The sequence below is a fragment of the Streptomyces sp. NPDC020490 genome (assembly GCF_044335305.1).
Taxonomy (GTDB): Bacteria; Actinomycetota; Actinomycetes; order Streptomycetales; family Streptomycetaceae; genus Streptomyces.
The window spans coordinates 39,243-64,353 of sequence record NZ_JBIRUY010000050.1 but is presented as its reverse complement, the minus strand read 5'-3'; the positions used below and the strand labels follow the sequence as shown (position 1 = coordinate 64,353).

The window sequence follows — 25,111 nt, the reverse complement described above, 5'->3', positions numbered from 1 at the left end:
CCGCGATCTGGCACAACAACGCAACCAACGCACCGATCACCCGGTCACTGATCGCCTATGACCACTGACCGGAGATCGGACTTACTCGTCTAGGGTGAACGCCCATGTGGCCAGGACAGCAGCCGCCCGGGGGCGAGCAGAACCCGCACGCACAGAACAACCCCTACCAGCAGCCGGGGTACCAGCAGCCGAATCCGTATCAGCAGCCCGGTTTCCAGCAGCCCAACCCCTATGCGCAGCAGCCGCAGTGGGGCACGCCCACCTCGGTGGGCACGCCCCAGCCGCCCGGGGGCGGAGGCGGCCGGACGAAACTGGTCGCGATCCTGGCGGCCACGGCGGTGGTCGTGACGGCCGGCGTCACCGGTTTCCTGGTCCTCGGCGGGAACGAGGACGACACGGCGGACGGCGGCAAGGACAAGCGGACGACGAGTCAGTCGCCCACCACCGCCCCGAGCGAGTCCGCGACGGGCTCCGACGACAACCCGCGCGGCGGCGAGACCGAGAAGGCGACGATTCCCGGCTGGAAGGTCGTGGTGAACCCCAAGTGGGGCACCGCCTTCGACGTGCCGGCCGACTGGTCGGTCGAGTCGCCCGGCACCTTCATCGGGTTCGAGGACGAGAAGAAGGGCGACGGCTCCGTCCTCATCGGCATGTCGGCGCCCGCCCATCTCAAGGAGAAGTGGTGCTCGTCCGACGCCGACAAGGACGGGCGCACCGACGACACGGCGCTGGCGGCGGCCGGCACGAAGGGCCAGGACGGCGCCAAGAACACCTCCGACGTCGCGCGCAACGACTCGGCCTGGTGGGTGTTCGGCGGCTACACCGACCAGTCGGACGCCGCCAAGAAGCTCCTCACCATCGGCAAGCCCGAGGACTACACGACGGCGTCGGGCGTCAAGGGCAGCGTCGCCACGACCTATTCCACGGGCGTCGCGAAGAAGGGCAAGTGCGACTCCGACGGCAAGGCGACCACGTTCGCCTTCAAGAACTCGGCGGGCGACTTCGTGTCCTGGACCTTCTACGGGGCCAAGGGCGTCAAGGACGAGGTGCCCGACGAGACGGTCAGGAAGATCCTCAGCACCGTGCGCCTGCACGGCGACCCGACGGAAGGGTGACGACCCGACGGAGGGGTGACGGCCTGACGGGAGGGGTGACGGCCTGACAGAGGGGTGACGGCCTGACGGGAGGGGTGACGACAGGTCAGCCGATGCCGAACGCGCCGTCGGGGGGCTCGGGCGACGGTACGGCGTCCGCGTCCCGCACCGGCCGCGCGTCGCCGGTGAAGTCCCGCACCCCGGGGCCGTGTTCGACGCGGGCGGGGAAGGCGTCGGCGGCCGTGAGCCGGATCAGGGCGGCCGTGTCGAGCGGGCGGTGCGCGGCGGCGACCACCGCGTTGCCGAAGCGGCGGCCGCGCAGCACGGCAGGTTCGGCGATCAGCACCAGCTCTTCGAACTCGGTTGCGCAGGTGGCGAGTTGGGAGCGCAGGAAGGCGAAGGGCGCGGAGTCGGCGAGGTTGGCGAGGTACACCCCGTCCGCGCGCAGCACCCGTGCGGCCTGCCGGATGTAGTCGACGGTGGTGAGGTGGGCCGGGATCCGGGAGCCGCCGAAGACGTCGGCGACCAGCACGTCGGCACAGTCGTCGGGGGCGTCCTCCAGCCAGGCGCGGGCGTCGGCGGCGTGCAGCGCGACGCCCGCGCCCTCGGGCAGCGGCAGGTGCTCGGCGACCAGTTCCAGCAGACCGCGGTCCGCCTCGACGACGTCCTGCCGGGAGCCGGGCCGGGTCGCGGCCACGTAGCGGGGCAGGGTGAGCGCTCCGCCGCCGAGGTGGACCACGTCCAGCGGGCGGCCCGGCTCGGCGACGGTGTCGAGGACGTGCCCGAGCCGCCGGGCGTACTCGAACTCCAGGTGCTCCGGCTCGTCCAGGTCGACGTACGACTGCGGCGCCCCGTCGACCGTCAGCAGCCAGGCCCGCCTCCGGTCGACGTCGGGCATCAGCTTGGCGGTGCCGTGGTCGGTGGTCCGGGTCACGGGTATGGGTTCGCTCACCCGTCCATTGTGCGGGCGGGCGACGGCGGCGGGGGACGCGGGGAGCCGCGCGGCCGGCGCACCGGCCCGCGGTCCCCCGCGCGGACCGGCCGCCGTCAGCCGACGGCTGTCACGGTGCCCGCCCCCACGGTCCGTCCGCCCTCGCGGACGGCGAATCCGAGCCCCGGCTCCAGGGGAACCGCGCGCCCCAGTTCGACGGTCATGGTGACCGTCTCCCCGGGCCGTGCGAGCGCCGCCCCGCCGAGGTCGACGTCACCGACCACGTCCGCCGTCCGGATGTAGAACTGCGGGCGGTACCCCGTCGACACCGGTGTGCCGCGACCGCCCTCGCGCGCCGACAGCACGTACACCTGCGCCGTGAAGCGCCGTCGGGGAAGCACGCTGCCCGGCGCGGCCACCACGTGCCCGCGCCGCACCGCGTCGCGCGGCACCCCGCGCAGCAGCAGCGCCACGCTGTCCCCCGCCTGCGCCTCCCGCATGGGCTTGCCGAAGGTCTCCAGGCCGGTGACGACCGTCTCCAGCCCGGCGCCGAGCACGTCGACCCGGTCGCCGACGCGCACGGTGCCGCGCTCCACCGCGCCGGTCACCACGGTGCCCCGGCCGGTGATGGTGAGCACGTTCTCGACGGGCAGCAGGAACGGTGCGTCCAGGTACCGCTCGGGCATCGGCACGTACGTGTCCACGGCGTCGAGCAGCGCCTCGACGGCCGCCGTCCACTTCGGGTCCCCCTCCAGGGCCTTCAGCCCGGACACCCGTACGACCGGTACCGCGTCGCCGCCGTAGCCGTGCTCGGTGAGCAGGTCGCGGACCTCCAGCTCGACCAGGTCGGTGAGTTCCTCGTCGCCCGCGTCGGCCTTGTTCAGCGCGACGACGATGTGGTTCACGCCCACCTGCCGGGCGAGCAGGACGTGTTCGGCGGTCTGCGGCATGATCCCGTCGAGCGCGGAGACGACCAGGATCGCCCCGTCGAGCTGCGCGGCGCCGGTGACCATGTTCTTGACGTAGTCGGCGTGGCCCGGCATGTCCACGTGCGCGTAGTGCCGGGTGTCGGTCTCGTACTCGACGTGCGCGATGTTGATGGTGATGCCGCGGGCGGCCTCCTCCGGGGCGCGGTCGATGCGGTCGAACGGCACGAACGTGCCGGTGCCGCGCTCGGCCAGCACCTTGGTGATGGCGGCGGTCAGGGTGGTCTTGCCGTGGTCGACGTGGCCCATCGTGCCGATGTTCAGGTGCGGTTTGGTGCGCACGTACGCCGTCTTGGGCATGGCGGTACCTCGAAGCCTCTCAGTGCTGCTGAGCGATGGCCCCGGCCGGTTCGGACGCCGGCCGGGACGGGGACCCCGAGAACCTGCCGACCCTCCCCCTGCGGGGTCCGCCGGACGATCCGGGGAGGGTCAGCTTCGTGCGCCGTCGAGGGCGGCAGGCGGGAGGACGACGGCAGCCTTCGGCGCATCCGCGGCTGCGGATGCTGCGAGGGTGAAGGCGTGCCGGAACATGAGGCCGATCATCGCCGACGCGCCGCCCGGCGTCGAACGGTTTTCCCGCGGCGGAAGGCACCGCGCCGGCCGCACATGAGACGGACCATACGGCGATCACACGCGGGTGTCGGTTACTGTCACCGGATGCTCGATGCCACCACCCGCTCTGGGGGCACGGCCACGGCCTCTCCCCGGGCCGCCACCGCGGAACTCGCCGTCCCCGTCGCCCTCCCCGCGCTACCGGGACCGGCGACGCGCCGCACGCGCGTGCTGCTGTCGCCGTGGTCGCGGCTGTCCCTGCTGGTCGTCCTGCTCGCGGCGGCCGCGTCCTGCGTGCTGCTGTTCGAGCCGCAGAGAGTGCTGACGCACGGCTGGCCGCCGCAGCTCGGCGGGGCCGCGGCGGCCGTGGTGTTCGCGGTGGCGTACGGGCTGTGCACCGTCGCGTTCGTGCCGCGTCCGCTGCTGAACCTCGCCGCGGGCGCGCTCTTCGGCTCCGGACTGGGCCTCGGCACGGCGCTCACGGGCACCGTGCTGGGCGCCGGAATGGCCTTCGGCCTCGGCCGGGTGCTCGGGCAGGACGCGCTGCGCCCGTTGCTGCGCGGCCGGCTGCTGCTGGCGGCGGACGGGCAGCTGAGCCGGCACGGCTTCCGCTCGATGATGGCGGCGCGGCTGTTCCCGGGCGTGCCGTTCTGGGCCGCGAACTACTGCGCCGCGGTCTCCCGCATGGGCTGGTTCTCCTTCCTCCTCGCGACGGCGCTCGGCTCGGTCCCGAACACCGCCGCCTACGCCGTCGCCGGCGCCCGCGCCTCGGCGCCGACGTCCCCCGCCTTCCTGATCGCCATGGCGTGCATCGCCGCGCCCGCCCTGCTGGGCGCGACGGTGGCGTGGCGCAAGCGGCACCACCTGCGGGGCCGCTGAACGGCTGCGGCAGGCCGAGCGGAGTCCGCTGCGGCGGGGCCGAGCGGAGTCCGCTGCGGCGGGGCCGTGCGGAATCCGCTGCGGCCGGGCAGCGTCCCAAGGGGCGCGGGGAACCGCGCGACCCGCCACGACCGCGCCGCGGCCGGCTGACCGCGCGACGCCGCGCGCCCGGCGGAGCGGTCAGGCAGCTTCCAGGATCATCGCGTTGGCGAGGCCGCCCGCCTCGCACATGGTCTGCAGGCCGTAGCGGGCGCCGCGTTCGCGCATCGCGTGCACGAGAGTGGTCGTCAGCCGGGTGCCGCTGGCGCCGAGCGGGTGTCCGAGGGCGATGGCGCCGCCATGCACGTTGACCTTGCCGAGGTCGCCGCCGGTCTCCTGCTGCCAGGCCAGGACGACGCTGGAGAACGCCTCGTTGACCTCGAACAGGTCGATGTCGTCGAGGGTCAGGCCGGCCCTGCGCAGCACCTTCTCCGTGGCGGGCACGACACCGGTCAGCATCAGCAGTGGGTCGGAGCCGGTGACGGCGAAGCTGTGCAGGCGGGCGAGCGGGCGCAGGCCGAGGCGGGCGGCGGTCTCGCCGGAGGTGACGAGCACCGCGGAGGCGCCGTCGTTGACCGGGCTGGCGTTGCCCGCGGTGACGTTCCACTCGATCTGCGGGAAGCGCTCGGCGAAGGCCGGGTCGTAGTAGGCGGGCTTGAGACCGGCGAGGATCTCCGGGGTGCTGTCCGGGCGTACGCACTCGTCGCGGGCGACGCCGTCCAGCGGTGCCACCTCGGCGTCGAAGAGGCCCGCGGCCCACGCCGCGGCGGCCTTGCGGTGCGAGGACACCGCGAAGGCGTCCATCTGCTCGCGCGTGATCGACCACTTGGCGGCGATGAGCTCGGCGCTGATGCCCTGCGGGACCAGCCCCTCCGGGTAGCGCCCGGCGACGCCCGGCCCGAAGGGGTCCTTGCCGGGCGGCACGTTGGACCACATCGGCACGCGGCTCATCGACTCGACGCCGCAGGCGACGGCGATGTCGTACGCGCCGGAGATCACGCCCTGGGCGGCGAAGTGCACGGCCTGCTGGGAGGAGCCGCACTGGCGGTCCACCGTGGTCGCCGGGACCGACTCCGGCAGGCCCGCCGACAGGGCGGCGTAGCGGGTGGTGTTCATGGCCTGTTCGCCGACCTGGTCGACGGCGCCGCCGATCACGTCGTCGATCAGCGCCGGGTCGACGCCCGAGCGTTCGACGAGGGTGCGCAGGGTGTGGGCGAGGAGCTCCACGGGGTGGACGTGCGCGAGGGCGCCGTTGGGCTTGCCCTTGCCGATGGGGGTGCGTACGGCTTCGACGATGACTGCGTCACGCATGCTGCGGGCCTCCGTTCGGAGCGGTCACCTGGGTGGTCACCTGTCCGGCTCCCTGTTCGGTTACCTGTGAGTAGGAAATCTGGACTCACCATAAACAGTAGAGTTGGAAAAACAAACCCTATAAGTTTGAAATCCGGACCCTCGTCTGGCCGCACTTAGACTGGAGGCCATGGCCGCCACCAAAGATCCGCGCCCCTGCTCCATCGCCGACGCCCTGGCGCTCGTCGGCGAGAAGTACTCCCTGCTGGTCCTGCGGGAGGTCTGCCTGGGCAACGGCCGGTTCGACCAGCTGGTGCGGAACATCGGCGCCCCGCGCGACGTGCTGGCCACCCGGCTGCGCCGGCTCGTCGACGCCGGGATCCTCACCAAGCGCGTCTACAGCGAACGGCCGCAGCGCTTCGAGTACGTGCCCACCCAGGCGGGGATCGACCTGGAGCCGGTGCTGATGACCCTCATGGCGTGGGGCGACCGCCACCTCCGCGGGGACGGCGACCGCCCCATGGTGCTGGAGCACGTCTGCGGCGACGAACTGGTCCCGGTCGTCACCTGCCGGTCCTGCGGCGAGCCGGCCCGCCACGAGGACCTCACCGCCCACCCGCAGGCGCCCGGCTGGACGGTGACGGGCCCATCCGCGGCCTGAGCGGCGTCAGGCCCGCGCGGTCACCAGGGGTGCGCCGCCAGGTACTCGGCGATCTCCGCCCGCCCCCACACACCGTCCGCCACCACGATCCGGTAGCGGCGCGTGAGGGACTCGCCGGGCGGGAGTTCCAGTTCGTCGTAGAAGGCCCACGACGGGGCGACGGCGGCGAACGGCTCGTTGCGCACGAACCAGTGGGCGGGGTGGGCGCCGCGGGCGCCGAGGTGGTCGTTGCCGGGAGCGTGCGCGAAGACCAGGGTCGCGTGGCCGTCGGCGCCGTCGTGCTCGCCGGAGAAGGCGAGCCAGGGCGCCTGCTCGCCCATGAGTCCGGGCCCCTCGGCGTCGGGACCGATGATCCGCCCGCCGCGGAAGGCGCGCGGTCCGCGCCAGAACAGGCCCGTGTAACCGGCCAGTTCACGCCCCGCCGTGGTCGGGCTGCCGAACCGCAGCGGCTCGCGGCGCCGGTTGGTGATGACGCTCGTCCAGGTCAGGGCCCAGGAGCCCGACTCCGGTTCGACGTCGTGCACCTCGATCCGGCGCTCCTCGTCCGCCCACAGGTCACCGCCGTGCGGGTGCCAGGTCAGCCGCTCGGCGATCACCGCCCGGTCGTCGCGCGCGGCGACCTCGTCGAAGGCGACGTGCGCCATGGAGCCGACGCGCTCGGGGAGTTCGAGGTACCCCTCGCCGTGGACATAGGAGTTGCCGCCCCACAGGTTGGCGCCCGACAGGTGCGACGCCGTCAGCTGCAGGCCCTTGTGCCAGCGGTGGTCGCTCGGCCGGTAGCCGGTGACCACGTCGCCCGCCAGGGTCCGCAGCGGGTGGATGTACGGCTTGGGCGCTTCCCAGGCGGCCTCCGGGGCGTAGACGTAGCTCAGCAGCTCGACGCCGGTGGCCGGTGCGGCGACGGTGATCCGGTCGCCGTGGGTGTGGACGACGCGCGGGCCGGTCACGGTGGGCATGGGCGTGATCAGCACTCCTCGGGAACGGCGAACCGGCGAGGAGCTTCAGCAAGCGCTTTCCTCTCCGCTGCAACGTAAGCGCCGTCCCCGCCGCAGGTCAACACCCCAGGAGCCGGGCCGGCACCGGCCCCCGCGCGAGGTCCCCGCCGCCCCGCACCCGCCCCCGAACCCCTGTCCGCTCCCCCGCACACCCGTCCCTTCGAGCCCCTGTGCGAGGGCTGTCATTCCGGGACGCTAGGCTGCCCTGGACACACGTGATCACCGCGCCCGGGGCGCGGTGTGTCCGAAACCTGCCCGAATTCCCTGGCCGCGATCAGCACTTGGACCCGCTTCCTCCATGTCTTGGTTTGAATCCCTCATCCTCGGACTCGTCCAGGGGCTGACCGAGTTCCTTCCCGTCTCCTCCAGCGCGCACCTGCGGCTGACCGCCGCCTTCTCCGGCTGGAAGGACCCGGGCGCCGCCTTCACCGCGATCACCCAGATCGGCACGGAGGCCGCCGTGCTCATCTACTTCCGCAAGGACATCGGGCGGATCATCTGGGCCTGGGCGCGCTCGCTCACCGACAAGGCGATGCGCGAGGACCACGACGCGCAGATGGGCTGGCTGGTGATCGTCGGCTCGATCCCGATCGGCGTGCTCGGCCTGCTGTTCAAGGACCAGATCGAGGGACCCTTCCGCGACCTGCGGATCACCGCCACGATGCTGATCGTCGTCGGCGTGGTGATCGGCGTCGCCGACCGGATGGCGGCGCGCGACGAGAGCGGCGGACGGCACCGCGCGCCCAAGCAGCGCAAGACGCTCGACGACCTGCGGGTGAAGGACGGCCTGATCTTCGGCATATGCCAGTCGATGGCGCTGATCCCGGGCGTCTCCCGCTCCGGCGCCACCATCAGCGGCGGCCTGTTCATGGGCTACCGGCGGGAGGCGGCGGCCCGGTACTCCTTCCTGCTCGCCATTCCGGCGGTGCTCGCCTCCGGTCTCTTCGAGCTCAAGGACGCGATGGAGAGCGACCACGTCTCCTGGGGCCCGACCATCTTCGCCACGGTGATCGCCTTCGCCTCCGGGTACGCCGTCATCGCCTGGTTCATGAAGTTCATCTCGACCAAGAGCTTCATGCCGTTCGTCTGGTACCGCGTCGCACTCGGCATCGTCATCATCGCGCTGGTGGCGGCGGGCGTGCTGAGCCCGCACGCCGCGGAGTCGGCCGGCTGACGGAGAACGGCGCGTCCCACCGTCCGTGCGCCGTGCCGCGCACCACCTCGCCACGGGTGTACGCCACCCCGTGCCACCCACCGCGCCACGCCCCTGCCCTCGCCGCCCACGGGCCTCTGACCAGCAACGTCACCCTCGGGTGCGTCATGAACCAGCCACTTCCGGATCGGCCGGATCCGAGCGACCGAGCGGGAATTCGTGACGCAATACATACGGGATGCGTAGCCGCCCGGTAGCGCAGTGTCAGTTCTTGCCCCTAGGCTGGGGCACATGTCCCCCGATTCCGTGGCCCCTGGTTCCGTGCGGCCTGCTGCCGAGGTGAACGAGCAGATCCGTGCCCTGTGGATGCGCGCGGGCGGCTCCCTGTCGGCCCAGGAGCGCGCGGAGTACGAGTTGCTGGTCGTCGAGTGGGCGGCCGCCATCCGGGCCGACGTCATCGAAGCGGCCTGAGACGTCGCCGGGACGGCCGCCGCCGGCGACAACGTCGTCATGGACCATGTGCTGGGCGCCGAGTGGCGGCTGCGGGACTGTCTGGCGGTCCTGGTGCCGCAGGACGTGATTCTGGTCAAGATGCACTGTCCCGCCGAGGAGTTGGAGCGCCGCGAGCGCGCCCGCGGCGACCGGCCGCCCGGCCTCGCCGCCCGCCGGTCGCAGCAGGTCCACGCGCACGGCGTCCACGACGTGGAGCGCGACACAAGCCGCCTCACGCCCGGCGAATGCGCCGCGCGCATCAAGGAGTTCCTGACCGCCCGCCCCCGGCCCACCGCCTTCGAACGGCTCCTGGCCACACCGCCCACGCGGCACGCGAGCGGCGGCGGTCAGTACACCGCGCCGGGACCGGGATGACGTCGTCCCGTCGCCGAATGTCGCCGTCCCGCTTGGCCCGGCGCCCGGTGTGCTCAACACTGAGGCGATGACGCAGCGTGTGGAACTCGCAGCCGTACTGGACCGGGTGGCCGTGGACGAGCTGGTCACCGACTACGCGGGGGCCGTGGACGACGGTGACTGGGCGGCGTACCGGAAGCTGTTCGCGCCCGGCGGGCGGGCGGACTACCGCTCGGCCGGCGGTGTGGAGGGGGACGCGGGGAAGGTCGCCGAATGGCTCGCGGAGAGCATGCGGCTCTTCCCGATGCGGCAGCATCTGATCGTCAACCGCCGGGTGCGCTTCGGGGTCCTGGAGCAGGACGCCGGCGACACGGCCCGGGTGCGGGCCGACTACGTCAACCCGATGCGGTTCACGGCGGACGGCGAGGGTTCCTCCGCGCCCGACCTGGTGTGCGGCGGCCGGTACGACTTCGCGCTGCTGCGCACCTCCGACGGCTGGCGGCTGACCGAGGTGGTCGTGCGGGAGAAGTGGCGCCGCCTGCCCGCACGGCCCGCCGCTCCCGGGACCGCCGACTGAGCCGGATGTCCCCTGTCACAGATCACCGGATGCCCGCACACTGGAGTCACCACTGGGTAGAGAGGCGCCATATGAAGATCTTCGGTCGATGGCAGACCTCTCCCTGGCGGACCTCCCCGTGGCGCCGTTCGGTGATCGCCGCGCTGGCCGGCGCCCTGCCGCTGTTCGCGTTCCCCGCCCCCTCGCTGTGGTGGTTCGCCTACGTGGCCCTGGTCCCGTGGATCGTGCTCGTCCGGTCCGCCCCGACCGGGCGGCGCGCGGCCTGGGACGGCTGGTGGGGCGGGTTCGGCTTCCTGGTGGCCGTGCACCACTGGCTGCTGCCGAGCCTGCACGTCTTCATCTTCCTGATCGCCCTGCTGCTGGGGGCCCTGTGGGCGCCCTGGGGCTGGCTGGTGCACCGGCTCCTGGGCGGGGCGCCCGGTCCGGCCCGGGCGTCGGCCGCCCTGCTGGTGCTGCCGGCGGGCTGGCTGATGGTCGAGCTGGTCCGCTCCTGGCAGGGACTGGGCGGGCCGTGGGGCATGCTCGGTTCGAGTCAGTGGCAGGTGGCGCCGGCGCTGCGGCTGGCGTCGGTCGGCGGGGTGTGGCTGCTCAGCTACCTGGTGGTGGCCGTGAACGTCGCGGTCGCCGTGCTCGTGTCGGTCCGCGCGTCGCGGGTGCCCGCGGTGGCCGGGCTCCTCGCGACCGCGGTGGCGGCCTCCGCGGCCTGGGTGTGGTCGCCGCGCCCCCACACCGACGGCCGGGTCCGGATCGCCGTCGTCCAGCCCGGCGTCGTCGACGGCGCCGACCGGCGCTTCGCCCGCGAGGAACAGCTCACCCGCCGGCTCGCCGGACAGGACGTCGACCTGATCGTGTGGGGCGAGAGCAGCGTCGGTTACGACCTCGCCGCCCGGCCCGACCTGACGCGCAGGATCACCGCGCTGGCCCGCGAGACCGGTGCCGACATCCTGGTCAACGTGGACGCCCGCCGTTCCGACAAGCCCGGCATCTACAAGAGCTCGGTGCTCGTCGGCCCGGACGGCCTCACCGGCCGGCGCTACGACAAGATGCGGCTGGTGCCCTTCGGCGAGTACATCCCCGCCCGTTCCCTGCTCGGCTGGGCGACCTCGGTGGGCAAGGCGGCGGGCGAGGACCGCAGGCGCGGCACCGAGCAGGTCGTGATGAACGTCGGACACGGGCTGCGCGTCGGTCCGATGGTCTGCTTCGAGTCCGCGTTCCCCGACATGAGCCGCCACCTCGCCCGGGACGGCGCCGAGGTGCTCGTCGCCCAGTCGGCGACATCGACGTTCCAGCACAGCTGGGCCCCCGAGCAGCACGCCTCGCTGGCCGCGCTGCGCGCCGCGGAGACCGGCCGCCCGATGGTGCACGCCACCCTGACCGGCGTCTCCGCCGTCTACGGGCCGAGCGGGCAGCGCATCGGCCCGTGGCTGGGCACCGACGCCCACACCACACACGTGTACGACGTGCCGCTGGCGCACGGCGTCACCCCGTACGCCCGCCACGGCGACTGGGCGGTGCGCGGCGCGATCCTGGTGCTGGCCGCCTGGTGCGCCGCCGAGGGCCTGCGCGGGATCCGGCTCAGGCGCTCCGCTCCCGCACCGCGCGTACCACCCGCTCGCACAGTGCGTGAGTCTCCAGCGCATCACGGGCGCTGAGCACCTTGCCCGCACGCACCGCGTCGAGGAAGGCGAGCACGGCCTGCTCGATGCCGCGCTGCCGGGCCACCGGCACCCAGTCGCCGCGCCGCCGCACGGTGGGCTGGCCCTTGTGGTCGATCACCTCGGCGAGGTTGAGCACCTGCCGCTTGGTGTCCTGCCCGGACACCTCGAGGATCTCCTCGGCCGAGCCGCTGAGCCGGTTCATCACGCCGAGCGCGGTGAAGCCGTCCCCGGCCAGCGTCAGCACGACGTGGTGCAGCAGCCCGTCCTCGACGCGGGCGCGCACGGCGATGTCGTCGACGGGCCCGGGCACCAGGAAGCGCAGCGTGTCCACGACGTGGATGAAGTCGTCGAGGATCATCGAGCGCGGCTCCTCCGGCAGCCCGACCCGGTTCTTCTGCATGAGGATCAGATCGCGGGGGTGCTCGGCGCACTGCGCGTACGCCGGGGCGTGACGCCGGTTGAAGCCGACGGCGAGGCCGGCGTTCCGCTCCTCGGCCAGCTCCACCAGCCGCTCGGACTCGGCCAGTTCGTAGGCGAGCGGCTTGTCGACGTACGTCGCTACGCCGGCCCGCAGCAACCGGGTGACTATCTCGGGGTGGGCGGCGGTCGGCGCGTGCACGAAGGCGGCGTCGAGGCCCTGGGCGAGCAGGCTGTCGAGGTCGCGGTGGCGCTGCCCGGGCGGCAGGTGCAGGCTGTCGCCGACCCGGTCGAGCGTGGCGGTCGTACGGGTCTGCACGTGCAGTTCCACGCCGGATAGCACGCCGAGCACGGGCAGGTAGGCCTTCTGCGCGATGTCACCGAGTCCGATGCAGCCGACCTTCACGGTCCTACCTCCCGCAGTTGCCGACGGTGCCTGCCCGGAAGCATACGGGGGCCGCGGGCCGGCGGGTCCGGCGGAGTCCGCACGCGCCTCCGCGGCGGCGAAAACTCCTGGTGACGTCGGCTGCGTTCGGCGAGGATGCCGGTCATGACGACCGAGCGCAGGGAACCCGCGACCACCGCCGACGAACGCACCATGCTGGAGGGCTGGCTGGACTACCACCGGAAGACCCTCGCGTGGAAGTGCGAGGGCCTGAGCGACGCCCGGCTCAGAACCGCCGCGGTGGAACCGTCCGCGCTGTCCCTGCTGGGGCTCGTCCGGCACATGGCCGAGGTGGAGCGGTCCTGGTTCCGCAGGGTCCTGGCCGACGAGCCGGACGACGTCGCCGGGCCGCTGTACTACGGCGACGACGACCCGGACGGCGACTTCCACGTGACGGACGCGGACACCTGGCAGGAGGCGTACGCCGTCTGGCAGGGCGAGATCGAGGCGGCCCGGCGCCACGCGGCCGGCTTCGGCCTGGACGAGGTGTCCAAGGGCCGGCACCGGCGCACCGGCGAGCAGTACAACCTGCGCTGGATCTACACCCACATGATCGAGGAGTACGCGCGGCACAACGGGCACGCCGACCTGATCCGCGAGCGCCTCGACGGCGCGACCGGCGACTGACGTCACCCGCGGCCGGTGCGGACCCTCCGTACGGGGGCGGAGATCACCCGTGCGGGGCATCCTGTTCCGGTCCGGCGTCCGCGGGCGCGCGGACTTCGACATCGTGGCGCGGGTGCATCGAACGACGACCACCGCAACGCTCCTGGTCACCGTGGCCGTCTCGGCTCTCGCCGGCTGTGTGACGGTCCAGCGCCCGCCCGCGTCCGGACCATCCGCGTCCGGACCGCCCGCGGCGCCCCGCCCGGAACCGCGGACCGTGCAGGCGCCGGCCCGGGAGGCGCTGACGACGACCTCCCCGTCCCGGCCGGCCCGGACACCGGAGCGGACCCGGCCGGCGCCGGAGCGGTCGGCGCCGACGGCCCCGGCGCCGGCCCGGCAGCCGTCACAGCGGCGACCGGCTCCCCGTGCCGACCCTCGGCCGGCGCACCCCGCACGTCCCCGCGTCGAGCCCCCGGCCGCGCCCGTCCCCGCCCCGGTGAAGGGCGCGGACGTGTGCGCCCTGGGCCGCAGGTACGGCGGCTGGCGTGCGGACAGCCCGCAGACCGCGATCTGCGAGCGGACCTACGGCCACTGAGCGGCGCCGCCCTCTTCCAGCCGCAGTTCCAGCCGCCTGATCGCCGCCCGGACGCCCTCTGCGTAGCCGTCGTCCGCCAGCGCCTCGGCGGCCCCGCGGGCCAGGCGCAGATGGGTGCGGGCCGGCCCGCCGCGTCCGAGCCTGACGTAGTCGGCCGCGAGGTTGAGGTGCAGGGAGGGGTAGAGGGCCCGCACCGCGGGCGCGTCCGCGTGCTCGGCGAGGCGCTCGTGGTTGAGTTCCTCCGCGGCCGTCAGCGCCCGCAGGTCCCAGGCCAGTTCGTCCGCGGGGTCGTCCTGGGCGTCGGCCATGTAGTGCGCGAGCGTGCAGCGGTGCAGCGGGTCGCCGTCCTCGCCGATCTCCGCCCACAGGCGCAGATAACGGTGGCGGGCCTCCTCGCGGTCGCCCGCGTGGTGCAGCATGGCGGCCTGCCCGATCCGCGTCATCACGGCGTCCGGCACCGCCTGCTCCTGTCGCTCCGCCACCGTGTCCTCCGCGCGCTCGTGGCCGGTCCCTCGACGCCAGGGCCCAGGAGGACCCTAGTGCCTGCGCGGCGGATCGCCCCGGAATCGGCGGCGCGGCACGCCCTGCCCCGTGCCCGGCCGGGCACGGGGCAGCACCGTCCCACGGGTGCGGGCCGGTCCCGCCCGGGACCGGCCCGGCGGCGGTCAGCCCAGGTCGGGGATCGTCCAGTCGATCGGGGCGTGGCCCTGCCGCGCGACCGCCTCGTTGATCTGCGTGAACGGGCGGGAGCCGAAGAACTTCTTCGCCGACAGCGGCGAGGGGTGGGCGCCCTTGACCACGATGTGCCGGCTCTCGTCGATCAGCGGGAGCTTCTTCTGCGCGTAGTTGCCCCACAGCACGAAGACCGCCGGGTCGGGCCGGCCGGCCACCGCGCGGATGACCGCGTCGGTGAACTTCTCCCAGCCCCGGCCCTTGTGCGAGTTGGCCTCACCGCCGCGGACCGTGAGCACCGCGTTGAGCAGCAGCACGCCCTGCTCGGCCCACGGCATCAGGTAGCCGTTGTCCGGGATCGGCGTGCCCAGCTCCTCGTGCATCTCCTTGTAGATGTTGCGCAGCGACGGCGGGATCTTCACGCCGGGACGCACCGAGAAGCACAGCCCGTGCCCCTGGCCCTCGCCGTGGTAGGGGTCCTGGCCCAGGACGAGGACCTTCACCGCGTCGTACGGCGTGGCGTCGAGGGCGGCGAAGACCTCCTCCCGCGGAGGGTAGACGGGACCCTTCGCCCGCTCCTCCTCGACGAACTCCGTCAGCTCCTTGAAGTAGGGCTGCTGCAGTTCGTCACCCAGGACGCCGCGCCAGGACTCGGGCAGCATGGCGATGTCGGTCACGTCAACTTCCTTACGGTGTGCGGTCGTTTCCAGGTCTCAGAACCTACAGGCGGCCACTGACAATCGGCCCGCCGACCGCAGGCCGGCCGCTACCAGCTGGTCTTGCGGTACAGCGCCCACATCATCATGATCGTCGACGGGTCGAGTGCCCGCTCCGCGCCGGAGATGTCGTCGCTGGCGGCCACGTACTGGCGGCCCTGCCAGATGGGCAGCAGCCGGGCGTCGTTCACCAGGATCTGCTGGGCCTCCTCGAACTCCTTGACCACCTCGGCCCGGTTGCTCTCGCTGCGGGACTGCGGGAGCAGCTTGCCGGTGATCTCGGGCGCCGGGTAGGGCGTGCCGAGCGCGTTCTGGGCGCCGACGAAGGGCGCGATGAAGTTGTCGGGGTCGGGGAAGTCGGGGAACCAGCCGCGCCCGAACACCGGGTACTCGCCGTTCTGGTAGCCGGTCACGTACGTCTTCCAGGGCCGGCTCTTGAGGGTGACCGTGAACAGGCCGGAGTCGTCCAGCTGCCGCTTGATCTCCTCGAACTCCAGCTTGGTGGAGGAGCCGTAGCGGTCGGTGGTGTACCAGAGGGTGAGCGGGACGCGCTGGGTGATGCCCGCCTCGGTGAGGATCTTGCGGGCCTTCGCGGGGCTGGGGCTGCCGTAGTCGTCGAAGAATCCGGTGGTGTGCCCGGTCAGGCCCTTGGGGACCATGGAGTACAGCGGCTCGACGGTGTCCCGGTAGACCTTGTGGGCGATCGCGCCGCGGTCGATGACCTGGGCGACGGCCTGGCGGACGGCGAGCTTGCCGGCCCAGGAGTCCTTCGGGTTGAACACCAGGTAGTTGATCTCGGTGCCCGCGCCGTCGATGAGCTGGAGCGCGCCGTCGTTGTTGTGTCTTTGCAGGTTGACTATGTCGTCGGCGTTGAGGCCGCGGAAGGCGACGTCGAGCTTGCCGGCCCTGAGCTCCCGGACCATCTCGGCGGAGTCCTGGAAGTAGCGGATGGTCACCGCGCTGTTCTTCCGGTCGGCGTAGCCCTTGTAGCTGCCGTTCCTGGCGAGTACGGCCTTCTTGCCGTCCTCGTAGGACTGCAGCGTGTACGGTCCCGAGCCGAAGACCTTGCCGTCCTTGCGCAGGGAGTCGGCGGGGTACTCCTCCGGGTCGACGATGGACATGGCGGGCGTGGCGAGCACGAACGGGAAGGTCGCGTCCGGCTTGTTGAGGTGGAAGACGACTTCCCTGTCGCCCAGCGCCTGGACGCGGTCGAGGCTGCCCAGCAGGCCCTCGGGACCGCCGTTGACCTTGATGGTCCTGATCCGGTCGATCGAGTACTTGACCGCCTTGGCGTCCAGCGTGTGCCCGTCGGAGAACTTCAGCCCGTCACGCAGTTCGCAGCTGTACGTCGTGTTCGAGCGGTCCGTGAAGCGGCAGTGCTCGGCCGCGTCGGGCTGCGGGGTGGTCGCGCCCGTGGGGTAGTTGAGGAGCGTTTGGTAAATGTTGCGGAACAGTTCCCAGGAACTGTCCCAGGAGGCGGCGGGGTCCAGGGTGCTGGGGGCACTCGTCGTCCCGACGACGATGGGGCCCTTGTCGTCGGAGGAGCCCGACGAGAGGACGCCACACCCGGCCACCAGGGACGACATGGACGCGATGGCCGCCGCCTTCCGCAGGCATCGGTTCCGGTTGAACACGCGCACGCTCCTCGATCTGCCGTACCAAGGGTTGGCAGACCATACCGCAGCCCCACGCCGGCTGAACCTGCCCGTCCGCGGCCCGCATGATCAGCACGCTTCTGACGACGTTGTCAGGGATCTGTGATCCTGCCGCGCACCCGCGACGGGCGACGCGTCCGTACGGCGGCGCCCGTCGCGGGTGCCTCGCGTCAGGCGACGCCGGCGTTCAGGAAGATGCCGCCGTCGACGACGAGCGTCTGACCGGTGATCCAGTCGGACTGCTCCGAGGTGAGGAACGCGGCCGCGCCGCCGATGTCGGAGGGCACGCCGAGCCGGCCGAGCGGGTAGGCGGCGGCCGCCTCCGCCTCCCGGCCCTCGTACAGGGCCTCCGCGAACTTGGTCTTCACGACGGCCGGGGCGATCGCGTTGACCCGCACCTTCGGCGCGAACTCGTGCGCCAGCTGCTGCGTCAGGTTGATCATCGCGGCCTTGCTGACGCCGTACGCGCCGATGAACGGCGAGGGCGCGAGACCGGCGACGGAGGCGATGTTGACGATGGCGCCGCCGTTGTCCTTCTGCCAGGCGTGCCAGGTCTTCTGCGCGAAGCCGAGCGCCGAGATGACGTTGGTCTCGAACACCTTACGCGCGACGCCGAGGTCGAGGTCGGCGATCGGGCCGAAGACCGGGTTGGTGCCGGCGTTGTTGACCAGGTAGTCGACGCGGCCGAAGGCCTCCATGGCGCGCGCGACGGCCTCGGCCTGGTGGTCGAGGTCGTGCGCCTTGCCCGCGACGCCGATGACCCGGTCGGCGCCGAGCTTGTCGACGGCCTCCTTCAGGGCCTCCTCGTTGCGTCCGGTGATGCACACGCGGTCGCCGCGCGCGACGAGCGCCTCGGCGATGCCGTAGCCGATGCCGCGGCTGGCGCCCGTGACGAGGGCGGCCTTGCCGGAGAGTTCTGCAGTCATGTTCCCTCGTCCCTAGTCGAGCGGTCCGCCGGCCACGTACAGCACCTGGCCGGAGACGAAGCCGGCCGCCTCGCCCGTGAAGAAGGCGATGGCGTTGGCGATGTCGTCCGGCTCGCCGACCCGGGCCACCGGGATCTGCGTGGCGGCCGCGGCCTTGAAGTCCTCGAAGCCCATGCCGACGCGGTCGGCGGTGGCCTTGGTCATCTCGGTGGCGATGAAGCCGGGGGCGACCGCGTTGGCGGTGATGCCGAACTTGCCGAGCTCCTTGGCCAGGGTCTTGGTGAAGCCCTGCAGACCGGCCTTGGCGGCGGAGTAGTTGACCTGGCCGCGGTTGCCGAGCGCGGAGGACGACGACAGGTTGACGATGCGTCCGAACTGCGCGTCGACCATGTGCTTCTGGCACGCCCGGGACATCAGGAAGGCGCCGCGCAGGTGCACGTTCATGACGGTGTCCCAGTCCGAGACGCTCATCTTGAACAGCAGGTTGTCGCGCAGCACACCGGCGTTGTTGACGAGGATCGTCGGCGCGCCGAGTTCCTCGGCGATGCGTGCGACGGCCGCCTCGACCTGCGCCTCGTCGGAGACGTCGCAGCCGACGGCGATCGCCCTGCCGCCCGCCGCGGTGATCTTCTCCACGGTGTCCTTGCAGGCGGCCTCGTCGAGGTCGATCACGGCGACCGCGCGACCCTCGGCGGCCAGTCGTACGGCGGTGGCGGCCCCGATGCCGCGCGCTCCGCCGGTGACCACGGCGACCCGCTGCTCAGTGGTGGACATTGCTGCTTCTCCTCGCCCTTGAGAAAGTACGCCCGCTTGGTGAGCGACCGCTTAGTACCTTCGGCAGACGTGACGCTAGAAGCCCTGGCACTCGGTGTCAACGCCACACGAGGCGGGTGTGATCCATTACCTCACCAGCAGCTCGAGCAACCGCTCCGCCTCCGCCGCCGGATCGGCGGTGAGCCCAGTGTGCACCGGTCCGGGCTGGACGACCGTGGAACGCGGCGCGATCAGCCAGCGGAAGCGCCGTCCGGCGTCGTCGCCCGCGGCCTGCCCCGCCGCGTCCCCGCCGCCGCACACGCGCTCCACCGCCCGCAGGGCCGCCCGGACGCCGGCCACGTCGGCGGCCGGGTCGAGCGCGAGCAGCCTCGCTTCGTCCAGATGGGTGCGGGCGCCGACGTAGGAGCGGGCCCGGCAGTACACGAGCACCCCGGCGTTGATGCACTCGCCGCGCTCGACGCGGGGGACGACGCGCAGCAGGGCGTACTCGAAGACGTCACGGTCGCCGCCCTGCCCGGCCCGGGTGATGTGGCGCTCGGTCACGTGACCGGCCATGTGGATGTGCCGCTCGCTCACTTGCCCTCCTCGATGCCGGTCACGCGCTCGTGGACGACCGCGGCCCGGGCGAGCAGGGGCCGCGCGTAGGCCCGTCTGAGCTCGTCGGGGTCGGCGAAGCCGGGCTCGTCGGCCAGCCAGGCGTCCGGGATCTCCGCGGTGACCTCGGCCAGCAGGTCCTCGGTGACGCGGGGGGCCAGGTCGGCGGCGGCGCCCGCGACATCCGGGCGGAAGCGGGCAAGCGCGTGGTCGCGGGCGTCGTAGGGGCGGGCCGCGGGGGCGTCGGCGGCGGGCCAGTTGTGGTGCCAGATCATGGTGGCGCCGTGGTCGATGAGCCACAGCTCGCCGTGCCACATCAGCAGGTTGGGGTTGCGCCAGGAGCGGTCGACGTTGTTCACCAGCGCGTCGAACCAGACGATCCGCCCGGCCTCCTCGGCGCTCACGGCGAAGGCGAGCGGGTCGAACCCCAGGGCGCCGGAGAGGAAGTCCATGCCGAGGTTGGTGCCGCCGCTGGAGCGCAGCAGGTCCTGCACCTGCTGGTCGGGCTCGCCGAGCCCCAGCACCGGGTCGAGGGAGATCGTCACCAGGCGGGGCGTGCGCAGGCCCAGCCTGCGGGCGAGTTCGCCGCAGACGACCTCGGCGACCAGCGTCTTGCGGCCCTGCCCGGCGCCGGTGAACTTCATGACGTACGTCCCGAAGTCGTCCGCCTCGACGAGCCCCGGCAGCGAACCGCCCTCACGCAACGGCGTGATGTAACGGGTCGCGCTGACTTCCTTGAGCATCGCCCCAGGTTACTGGCCGACGGCGAGGCGACGGTCCCGATCTCGGCGCCGGGTGAACAACCCCCGCCCTCGGGCCGTACCCCTGTGCGGATCACGAAGTCGCGTGAAGGGAACGTCAGCATGACCAGCGAACCGCTCCATCCCGTTCCGGGACCCGCCCGGCGTACCGTCGTGGCGGCGGTGGGCGCGGCGGGACTCGCCGTCGCGCTGACCGCGTGCGGGTCGGACGACGACGCGTCGAGTTCCTCGAACTCCTCGGGCTCGTCCGACACCCAGGCCGGTGCGAGCACCACCGGCGGCGACGCGGGCGGCGGCTCGGCGTCGGGCTCCGCGTCCGGCTCCGGCGGGACCGTCCTGGCGAAGACCGCGGACATCCCCGAGGGCGGCGGGAAGATCTTCAAGGACCAGGGGGTGGTGGTCACCCAGCCCGCGGCCGGCACCTTCAAGGCGTTCTCGGCCAAGTGCACGCACCAGGGCTGCGCGGTGAGCAGCATCGCCGACGGCGTCATCGTGTGCCCGTGTCACAAGAGCGAGTTCTCCGTCGCCGACGGCAGTGTGAAGAAGGGGCCGGCGACCCAGGCGCTGCCCGCCGAGCAGATCACCGTCAGCGGGGACTCGATCACGCTGGGGTGATCCGGCGGCGGCGCCGGGGCCCGCGGAAGCGGCCCAGCACCTCGTCCGTGGTGACGATCGTGGCGACCAGGGCGAGGGTGTGGCGGATCATCGCGGGGGTGTAGTCGGAGGGCACCCCCGCGATGGCGTCGCGGGGCACGACGGCGGTGTAGCCGAGGTTGACGGCGTCGAAGACGGCGTTGGGGACCGCCACGTTGGCCGAGACTCCGGTGACGACCAGGGTGCGGCAGCCGAGGTTGCGCAGCAGGGCGTCGACGCCGGTGCCCTGGATCGGGGACAGACCGTGCAGCCGCCGTACGACGAAGTCCTCCTCGGTGACCTCGATCGGGGCGGCGACGCGGACCGCGGTGGTGCCGGTCAGCTGCTGCACGGGGAGCTTTTCGGCGGCGCGGAAGAGGCGGGCGTTGCGGTTCGCGCCCCGGCCGTCGGGACGGCGTTCGGCGATCGCGTGGACGACCTGGACGCCGGCGGCGTGCGCGGCGGCCACCAGCCGGGCGACGTTGGCGAGGGCGCCGGAGGCGCGTGCCTCCCGGGCGAGTTCGGGCAGGGCGCTGTCGGGGCCGACGACGCCCTGCTGGCACTCCACGGTGAGCAGCACGGTGGTCGCCGGATCGAGGAGTTCGCCGATCTGTTCGTAGGACGGCACGGGTCCCCTTGGTCACCGTCGGCTGGGAGCGGGCGAGACTGGTCGGCATTGCGCACAGAGGGAAGACGGCTCATCCTTTTCTGACGTGATGTCAGAGGATCAGCGGGTTCCTCCGGCACGACGTGAGAGAAGAGGTGGCCGCATGACCGTCACGCAGCGCCGGGGCCGGAAGATCATGATGACGTCCGGCGAGCTGGACGAGTTCCTCACCACCCAGCGCACCTGCCGGGTCGCCACCGTCTCGGCGGACGGCGCTCCGCACGTGAGCACCCTGTGGTTCGCCTGGGACGGCACCTCGATGTGGCTGTACTCGGTGGTGCGCAGCAAGCGCTGGAGCGATCTGCGCCGCGATCCCCGCGTCGCGATCGTGGTCGACACCGGCGAGGAGTACGACGAGCTGCGGGGCGTGGAGCTGTCCGGGTCCGTTGAGTTCGTGGGCGAGAGCCCGCGCACGGGTGAGCTGTGCGCCGAACTCGACGTGCCGGAGACGCTGTTCGCCCGGAAGAACTTCGGCATGGAGGAGATGCCGCACGACGGCCGGCACGCCTGGGTGCGGCTGACGCCCGCGAAGACCGTGTCCTGGGACTTCCGCAAGCTGGGGTCGCGGTAGCTCAGGCCGCCGCCCGCCCGGGCCCTGGTGGTTCACCGCGCCTTCGGCGCCGCGTCCTGCAGCGCCCGGACCGCCGCGCGGATCGACGGGCGGCGGTCGGCGTCCGCCCGCCAGACGGCGTAGACGTACCGGTGGACGCGGTGCCGCACGGGCACGGCGCGCACACCGGCCGGCATCGGGTCCCGGCCGAGCCGGGGCGCGACGCAGACGCCCAGCCCGGCGGCGACCAGCGCGAGCTGGGTGTGGTGTTCCTCGGCGCAGTGGGCGATACGGGGTTCGATGCCCTTGGTGCGCAGCGTGTAGAGCAGCCACTCGTGACAGAACTCGCCCTCGGGCCAGGCGACCCACTCGTCGTCCGCGAAGTCGTCCAGGTCGACCTCGTCCCGGCCGGCGAGCGGGTGGTCCTCGGTCATGGCGACCTCCACGGGGTCGTCGAGGATCGGGGCCTTGGCGAGTCCGTCGGGCATGGGCAGCGGCTTGTTGTACCAGTCGAGGACGACGGCGAGGTCGGCGTCGCCCCGGAGCACCGCCCGCACGCCTTCCTCCGGCGCCAGTTCCCGCGAGCGCACCCGCAGCGCCGGGTGGTCGTTCCGCAGCGCGGCGAGCGCGACCGGGAACAGCCCCCGCAGGGCGGTGGGGAACGCGGCCAGCCGCAGTTCGCCGACCACCTGCCCGCGCTGCGCCTCCAGGTCGGACTGGGCGAGCGCGACCTGCGACAGGATGCGCGCCGCGTGCTCGGCGAGCAGCCGGCCGGCGTCCGTGAGCCGGACGCCCCGGCCGTTCCTGGCCAGGAGCTGCTGGCCCACCTCCCGCTCCAGCTTGGCCATCTGCTGCGAGACGGCCGACGTCGTCACGTGCAGCCCCTCGGCCGCGCCGCTGACCGAGCCGTGCCGGGCGAGGGCGTCGAGGGTGCGCAGGCGCTCCAGGTTCAACATGTAAGCGATGCTACGAGACACCTGGCGGGAAATCTCGATTGTGCTAATACGTCGGCGGGCGGCAGGGTGGCGGTCATGACCACCGTCAGCACCGTCACCGCCGCCGGGCCGGCCGGCCGCCGCCGCGCCCTCGACTGGCGTCTGCGCTTCGGCGCCCTCTCCCTGATCTGGGGCTTCAGCTTCCTGCTCATCAAGGTCGGCACGGCGGCGTACGCGCCCTTCCAGGTGACGCTCGGGCGGCTGGTGTTCGGGACGGCGGTGCTGGCGGCGGCGATGGCGGCGAAGCGGGAGCGGCTGCCGCGGGGCGCGCGGACCTGGGGGCATCTGACGGTGGCCGCGTTCCTGCTCAACGCGCTGCCGTTCTCCCTGTTCGCGTACTCGGAGCTGACCATCCCGTCGACGCTGGCCGGCATCTGCAACGCCACCTCGCCGCTGTGGGGCATGGCCCTGTCCCTGGTCGCTCTCTCCGAGGACCGGCCGACCCGGCTGCGGGTCGCCGGACTGGGCATCGGGTTCCTCGGCGTCCTGACGGTCCTCGGCGCCTGGCAGGGCTTCCACGGGCTGGACGCGACGGGCACGGCGATGGCGCTGCTGGCCTCGCTGAGCTACCCCGTCGGCTGGATCTACGTCCGCCGCACCCTGGCCGGCGCCGGTCACTCCAACCTGTCCCTGACCGGCGCCCAGTTGCTGCTCGCGACACTGCAACTGGCCGTCGTCACACCGCTGTTCACATCGTTCCCGGCCGCACTCTCCCCCGTTCCACTGCTCGCGGTCGCCGCCCTCGGGGCGCTCGGCACGGGCGTGGCCGTCCTCATCCAGTACGGCCTGGTCTCCGAGGTCGGGCCGACGACGGCCCAGATGGTCACCTACTTCATCCCGGTCATCGCCACGGCCGCCGGAGTGGCGGTCCTCGGCGAGTCGCTGAGCTGGTCGACCCCGGTCGGCGCCCTGATCGTCCTGGCCGGGGCGGCGCTGACCCAGGCCGGGCCGCGACCGGGGCCCCGCAAGGCCGACGCGACGCCGGCCCGGTCCGCTCTCCGGCCGGCGGAGCAGGCGGAGCCGGCGGCCAGGTCCTGACCGTCCGCCGGGAGCGGGGCCGCTCACACGTACCCGCGTCCCGCGGCCGGGCGCACCGCGGCGGCGATCGCGGCCGCCAGGTCCGCGGTCTCGCCCTCCGCCAGGGTCGAGACGGTGATCCGGATGCCGGGTGGCGCGTCCATCCGGAAGCGGGCTCCCGGGGCCACCGCCCAGCCGGCGTGCAGCAGGCGGGCGACGGCACCGGTCTCGTCCGGTACCGGGACCCAGACGTTCAGACCGCTGCGCCCGTGGGCCCGCACGCCGCGCTCCGCGAGGGCGCCGATCAGCAGGTCGCGCCGCCCGCGGTACGCCGCGGCGACGGCGTGCCGGTCCGGCGAGCCGTCGGTCCACAGCCGCACGACGGCGCGCTGGACCAGGCGGCTGACCCAGCCGGGCCCGAGCCGGTGCCGGCCGGTGACCCGGTCGACGGTGACGGTGTCACCGGTGAGCACGGCGAGCCGCAGGTCGGGGCCGTACGCCTTGGCGACCGAGCGCACGAAGGCCCAGGCGCGGGTGGCGCCGGCCAGCGGGTGCAGGGGCAGGTCAACGATGCCGTGGCCGTGGTCGTCCTCGATCAGCAGGACGTCGGGACGGTCCCGCAGCACCGCGCGCAGGGCACGCGCGCGGGTGGCGCTCACCGCGGCGCCGGTCGGGTTCTGCGCGCGGTCGGTGACGATCAGGGCGCGCGCCCCCGACTCCAGGACCCGCCGTACGTCGTCCGGCAGCGGTCCCTCGTCGTCGACGCCGACGGGCGCCGTGCGTAGGCCGAGCGCCGGGACGAGGTCGAGGAGGCTGCCCCATCCCGGATCCTCCACGGCGACGGTGTCCCCGGGCTTGAGGTGCGCCGCGAGCACGCGCTCGACGGCGTCGAGCGAGCCGGAGACGACGGCGAGGGGTCCGTCCGGCACCCCGTCGGCGTCCAGTCCGGCTCGCGCCAGGCGTGCCAGCTCCGGCTCCACCAGGGCGTCGCCGTACAACACCGGCTCCCGGTCGCCCTGCCGCGCCGCGGCCGCGAACGCCTCCGCCAGGGACGGCAGCAGCGCCGGATCCGGGTTGCCGTTCGCCACGTCCCGCACCCCTTCGGGCACGTCCACCCGGATGTGATCGCGTCCGGTGGTGGCCGGCTTGGACCGGACCCGGCTGCCCCGGCGCCCCGACGTCTCGATGACCCCGCGTTCCCGCAGGGTGCGGTAGGCGGCCGCGACGGTGTTCGGGTTCACCCCCAGCCGCACTGCCAACTCCCGCATGGGCGGCAGCAGTTGACCCGGTTCCAGCGCGCCGGAGCCCACCGCGCGTTCGACGCTGGCCGCGATGTCCGCCGCACGCCGCCCTTCGATCCGATATTCTCCTAGCACAAAGCAGATTATGCACTAGTGCAATATCGACCGCAACCGGATCACCCGAGG

27 protein-coding genes are annotated in these 25,111 nt (G+C 72.8%); 12 read left to right on the top strand and 15 right to left on the bottom strand.

The genetic code is table 11. The features are described 5' to 3' along the window. The first annotated feature begins 104 nt into the window (after positions 1-104). Entirely contained in the window at positions 105-1,115 is a 1,011-nt protein-coding gene (locus ACH4ZX_RS36545) for a hypothetical protein (RefSeq protein ID WP_398282581.1), read from the top strand. A gap of 85 nt (positions 1,116-1,200) precedes the next feature. Here the strand turns inward: ACH4ZX_RS36545 and ACH4ZX_RS36540 are convergent, their stop codons facing one another. After that, positions 1,201-2,046, bottom strand: coding sequence for a spermidine synthase (locus ACH4ZX_RS36540; protein ID WP_398282579.1), 846 nt, complete (start codon positions 2,044-2,046; stop codon positions 1,201-1,203). A gap of 95 nt (positions 2,047-2,141) precedes the next feature. Further along, positions 2,142-3,311, bottom strand: a complete 1,170-nt coding sequence (gene tuf, locus ACH4ZX_RS36535) for an elongation factor Tu (RefSeq protein WP_398282577.1) — start codon at positions 3,309-3,311, stop codon at positions 2,142-2,144. Between the two features lie 357 nt (positions 3,312-3,668). Between tuf and ACH4ZX_RS36530 the strand changes: the two genes are divergently transcribed. Further along, complete coding sequence (locus ACH4ZX_RS36530; protein ID WP_398282575.1) at positions 3,669-4,442, top strand: TVP38/TMEM64 family protein; 774 nt, start codon at positions 3,669-3,671, stop codon at positions 4,440-4,442. 180 nt (positions 4,443-4,622) lie between these two features. On the opposite strand, the gene ACH4ZX_RS36525 is transcribed toward ACH4ZX_RS36530, so the two are convergent. Beyond that, complete coding sequence (locus ACH4ZX_RS36525) at positions 4,623-5,792, bottom strand: thiolase family protein (protein WP_398282573.1); 1,170 nt, start codon at positions 5,790-5,792, stop codon at positions 4,623-4,625. Positions 5,793-5,961: 169 nt separating this feature from the next. Here ACH4ZX_RS36525 and ACH4ZX_RS36520 point away from each other — a divergent pair, with 169 nt between their 5' ends. Further along, positions 5,962-6,432 (top strand): winged helix-turn-helix transcriptional regulator, encoded by a 471-nt coding sequence (locus ACH4ZX_RS36520; RefSeq protein WP_398282571.1) that lies wholly within the window; start codon positions 5,962-5,964, stop codon positions 6,430-6,432. Positions 6,433-6,452: 20 nt separating this feature from the next. On the opposite strand, the gene ACH4ZX_RS36515 is transcribed toward ACH4ZX_RS36520, so the two are convergent. After that, positions 6,453-7,388, bottom strand: coding sequence for a PmoA family protein (locus ACH4ZX_RS36515; RefSeq protein WP_398282569.1), 936 nt, complete (start codon positions 7,386-7,388; stop codon positions 6,453-6,455). A 337-nt stretch (positions 7,389-7,725) separates the two neighbouring features. Here ACH4ZX_RS36515 and ACH4ZX_RS36510 point away from each other — a divergent pair, with 337 nt between their 5' ends. The 5 genes from ACH4ZX_RS36510 to lnt all read left to right on the top strand — a co-directional run bounded on the left by ACH4ZX_RS36510 (position 7,726) and on the right by lnt (position 11,655). After that, positions 7,726-8,601 carry an undecaprenyl-diphosphate phosphatase gene (locus ACH4ZX_RS36510; RefSeq protein WP_398282567.1) on the top strand — a complete coding sequence of 292 codons (876 nt, stop codon included), beginning with the start codon at positions 7,726-7,728 and terminating at the stop codon, positions 8,599-8,601. A gap of 270 nt (positions 8,602-8,871) precedes the next feature. Beyond that, positions 8,872-9,051 (top strand): hypothetical protein, encoded by a 180-nt coding sequence (locus ACH4ZX_RS36505; RefSeq protein ID WP_324784847.1) that lies wholly within the window; start codon positions 8,872-8,874, stop codon positions 9,049-9,051. Between the two features lie 39 nt (positions 9,052-9,090). Further along, positions 9,091-9,447 carry a hypothetical protein gene (locus tag ACH4ZX_RS36500; RefSeq protein ID WP_398282565.1) on the top strand — a complete coding sequence of 119 codons (357 nt, stop codon included), beginning with the start codon at positions 9,091-9,093 and terminating at the stop codon, positions 9,445-9,447. Between the two features lie 67 nt (positions 9,448-9,514). Beyond that, positions 9,515-10,003, top strand: a complete 489-nt coding sequence (locus ACH4ZX_RS36495) for a nuclear transport factor 2 family protein (RefSeq protein WP_398282563.1) — start codon at positions 9,515-9,517, stop codon at positions 10,001-10,003. 71 nt (positions 10,004-10,074) lie between these two features. Then, positions 10,075-11,655 (top strand): apolipoprotein N-acyltransferase, encoded by a 1,581-nt coding sequence (lnt, locus tag ACH4ZX_RS36490; protein ID WP_398282561.1) that lies wholly within the window; start codon positions 10,075-10,077, stop codon positions 11,653-11,655. Here lnt and ACH4ZX_RS36485 read toward each other — a convergent pair. After that, positions 11,579-12,484 carry a Gfo/Idh/MocA family protein gene (locus ACH4ZX_RS36485; protein ID WP_398282559.1) on the bottom strand — a complete coding sequence of 302 codons (906 nt, stop codon included), beginning with the start codon at positions 12,482-12,484 and terminating at the stop codon, positions 11,579-11,581. The two genes, lnt and ACH4ZX_RS36485, sit on opposite strands and share 77 nt — an antisense overlap. A 144-nt stretch (positions 12,485-12,628) precedes the next feature. Between ACH4ZX_RS36485 and ACH4ZX_RS36480 the strand changes: the two genes are divergently transcribed. Beyond that, positions 12,629-13,150 (top strand): DinB family protein, encoded by a 522-nt coding sequence (locus ACH4ZX_RS36480; RefSeq protein ID WP_398282557.1) that lies wholly within the window; start codon positions 12,629-12,631, stop codon positions 13,148-13,150. Positions 13,151-13,711: 561 nt separating this feature from the next. Here the strand turns inward: ACH4ZX_RS36480 and ACH4ZX_RS36475 are convergent. From ACH4ZX_RS36475 to ACH4ZX_RS36445, 7 genes are all read right to left on the bottom strand, one after another. Beyond that, positions 13,712-14,206, bottom strand: coding sequence for a hypothetical protein (locus ACH4ZX_RS36475; protein WP_398282555.1), 495 nt, complete (start codon positions 14,204-14,206; stop codon positions 13,712-13,714). 183 nt (positions 14,207-14,389) lie between these two features. Next, positions 14,390-15,073 carry a uracil-DNA glycosylase gene (gene ung, locus ACH4ZX_RS36470; protein ID WP_360754535.1) on the bottom strand — a complete coding sequence of 228 codons (684 nt, stop codon included), beginning with the start codon at positions 15,071-15,073 and terminating at the stop codon, positions 14,390-14,392. A gap of 89 nt (positions 15,074-15,162) precedes the next feature. After that, the gene (locus ACH4ZX_RS36465) at positions 15,163-16,746 is read right to left on the bottom strand and encodes an ABC transporter substrate-binding protein (protein WP_398282553.1); all 1,584 of its coding nucleotides are present in this window, start codon (positions 16,744-16,746) and stop codon (positions 15,163-15,165) included. Positions 16,747-16,937: 191 nt separating this feature from the next. Beyond that, positions 16,938-17,693, bottom strand: a complete 756-nt coding sequence (locus tag ACH4ZX_RS36460) for an SDR family oxidoreductase (protein ID WP_398282551.1) — start codon at positions 17,691-17,693, stop codon at positions 16,938-16,940. Positions 17,694-17,705: 12 nt separating this feature from the next. Next, entirely contained in the window at positions 17,706-18,467 is a 762-nt protein-coding gene (fabG, locus tag ACH4ZX_RS36455) for a 3-oxoacyl-ACP reductase FabG (RefSeq protein ID WP_351898256.1), read from the bottom strand. 126 nt (positions 18,468-18,593) lie between these two features. Beyond that, positions 18,594-19,043 carry a DUF3037 domain-containing protein gene (locus tag ACH4ZX_RS36450; RefSeq protein WP_398282548.1) on the bottom strand — a complete coding sequence of 150 codons (450 nt, stop codon included), beginning with the start codon at positions 19,041-19,043 and terminating at the stop codon, positions 18,594-18,596. Continuing rightward, positions 19,040-19,804 (bottom strand): HipA family kinase, encoded by a 765-nt coding sequence (locus ACH4ZX_RS36445; protein ID WP_398282546.1) that lies wholly within the window; start codon positions 19,802-19,804, stop codon positions 19,040-19,042. The genes ACH4ZX_RS36450 and ACH4ZX_RS36445 overlap by 4 nt, the downstream gene beginning before the upstream one ends. A 120-nt stretch (positions 19,805-19,924) precedes the next feature. Here ACH4ZX_RS36445 and ACH4ZX_RS36440 point away from each other — a divergent pair, with 120 nt between their 5' ends. Then, positions 19,925-20,437, top strand: a complete 513-nt coding sequence (locus ACH4ZX_RS36440) for a Rieske (2Fe-2S) protein (RefSeq protein WP_398282544.1) — start codon at positions 19,925-19,927, stop codon at positions 20,435-20,437. On the opposite strand, the gene ACH4ZX_RS36435 is transcribed toward ACH4ZX_RS36440, so the two are convergent. Further along, a complete protein-coding gene (locus ACH4ZX_RS36435; RefSeq protein WP_398282542.1) occupies positions 20,424-21,083 on the bottom strand; it encodes a cysteine hydrolase family protein in 660 nt (219 codons plus the stop codon). The genes ACH4ZX_RS36440 and ACH4ZX_RS36435 overlap by 14 nt on opposite strands. Before the next feature lie 142 nt (positions 21,084-21,225). Here ACH4ZX_RS36435 and ACH4ZX_RS36430 point away from each other — a divergent pair, with 142 nt between their 5' ends. After that, positions 21,226-21,693, top strand: a complete 468-nt coding sequence (locus ACH4ZX_RS36430; RefSeq protein ID WP_398282540.1) for a pyridoxamine 5'-phosphate oxidase family protein — start codon at positions 21,226-21,228, stop codon at positions 21,691-21,693. A 32-nt stretch (positions 21,694-21,725) separates the two neighbouring features. On the opposite strand, the gene ACH4ZX_RS36425 is transcribed toward ACH4ZX_RS36430, so the two are convergent. Then, positions 21,726-22,628: a LysR family transcriptional regulator gene (locus ACH4ZX_RS36425; protein WP_398282538.1), complete on the bottom strand. Its 903-nt coding sequence runs from the start codon at positions 22,626-22,628 to the stop codon at positions 21,726-21,728. A 75-nt stretch (positions 22,629-22,703) separates the two neighbouring features. Here ACH4ZX_RS36425 and ACH4ZX_RS36420 point away from each other — a divergent pair, with 75 nt between their 5' ends. Continuing rightward, positions 22,704-23,705: a DMT family transporter gene (locus ACH4ZX_RS36420; protein WP_398282536.1), complete on the top strand. Its 1,002-nt coding sequence runs from the start codon at positions 22,704-22,706 to the stop codon at positions 23,703-23,705. Positions 23,706-23,728: 23 nt separating this feature from the next. Here the strand turns inward: ACH4ZX_RS36420 and ACH4ZX_RS36415 are convergent, their stop codons facing one another. Next, entirely contained in the window at positions 23,729-25,060 is a 1,332-nt protein-coding gene (locus ACH4ZX_RS36415; RefSeq protein WP_398282534.1) for an aminotransferase class I/II-fold pyridoxal phosphate-dependent enzyme, read from the bottom strand. Positions 25,061-25,111: the final 51 nt, after the last annotated feature.

What these genes read in the sequence shown, in the direction of transcription:
- ACH4ZX_RS36545 (WP_398282581.1), top strand. Translation starts at nt 105, where the DNA reads ATGTGGCCAGGACAGCAGCCGCCCGGGGGCGAGCAGAACCCGCACGCA.
- tuf (WP_398282577.1), bottom strand. Translation starts at nt 3,311, where the DNA reads ATGCCCAAGACGGCGTACGTGCGCACCAAACCGCACCTGAACATCGGC.
- ACH4ZX_RS36530 (WP_398282575.1), top strand. Translation starts at nt 3,669, where the DNA reads ATGCTCGATGCCACCACCCGCTCTGGGGGCACGGCCACGGCCTCTCCC.
- ACH4ZX_RS36525 (WP_398282573.1), bottom strand. Translation starts at nt 5,792, where the DNA reads ATGCGTGACGCAGTCATCGTCGAAGCCGTACGCACCCCCATCGGCAAG.
- ACH4ZX_RS36520 (WP_398282571.1), top strand. Translation starts at nt 5,962, where the DNA reads ATGGCCGCCACCAAAGATCCGCGCCCCTGCTCCATCGCCGACGCCCTG.
- ACH4ZX_RS36515 (WP_398282569.1), bottom strand. Translation starts at nt 7,388, where the DNA reads ATGCCCACCGTGACCGGCCCGCGCGTCGTCCACACCCACGGCGACCGG.
- ACH4ZX_RS36510 (WP_398282567.1), top strand. Translation starts at nt 7,726, where the DNA reads ATGTCTTGGTTTGAATCCCTCATCCTCGGACTCGTCCAGGGGCTGACC.
- ACH4ZX_RS36505 (WP_324784847.1), top strand. Translation starts at nt 8,872, where the DNA reads ATGTCCCCCGATTCCGTGGCCCCTGGTTCCGTGCGGCCTGCTGCCGAG.
- ACH4ZX_RS36500 (WP_398282565.1), top strand. Translation starts at nt 9,091, where the DNA reads ATGGACCATGTGCTGGGCGCCGAGTGGCGGCTGCGGGACTGTCTGGCG.
- ACH4ZX_RS36495 (WP_398282563.1), top strand. Translation starts at nt 9,515, where the DNA reads ATGACGCAGCGTGTGGAACTCGCAGCCGTACTGGACCGGGTGGCCGTG.
- lnt (WP_398282561.1), top strand. Translation starts at nt 10,075, where the DNA reads ATGAAGATCTTCGGTCGATGGCAGACCTCTCCCTGGCGGACCTCCCCG.
- ACH4ZX_RS36480 (WP_398282557.1), top strand. Translation starts at nt 12,629, where the DNA reads ATGACGACCGAGCGCAGGGAACCCGCGACCACCGCCGACGAACGCACC.
- ACH4ZX_RS36460 (WP_398282551.1), bottom strand. Translation starts at nt 17,693, where the DNA reads ATGACTGCAGAACTCTCCGGCAAGGCCGCCCTCGTCACGGGCGCCAGC.
- fabG (WP_351898256.1), bottom strand. Translation starts at nt 18,467, where the DNA reads ATGTCCACCACTGAGCAGCGGGTCGCCGTGGTCACCGGCGGAGCGCGC.
- ACH4ZX_RS36445 (WP_398282546.1), bottom strand. Translation starts at nt 19,804, where the DNA reads ATGCTCAAGGAAGTCAGCGCGACCCGTTACATCACGCCGTTGCGTGAG.
- ACH4ZX_RS36440 (WP_398282544.1), top strand. Translation starts at nt 19,925, where the DNA reads ATGACCAGCGAACCGCTCCATCCCGTTCCGGGACCCGCCCGGCGTACC.
- ACH4ZX_RS36430 (WP_398282540.1), top strand. Translation starts at nt 21,226, where the DNA reads ATGACCGTCACGCAGCGCCGGGGCCGGAAGATCATGATGACGTCCGGC.
- ACH4ZX_RS36425 (WP_398282538.1), bottom strand. Translation starts at nt 22,628, where the DNA reads ATGTTGAACCTGGAGCGCCTGCGCACCCTCGACGCCCTCGCCCGGCAC.
- ACH4ZX_RS36420 (WP_398282536.1), top strand. Translation starts at nt 22,704, where the DNA reads ATGACCACCGTCAGCACCGTCACCGCCGCCGGGCCGGCCGGCCGCCGC.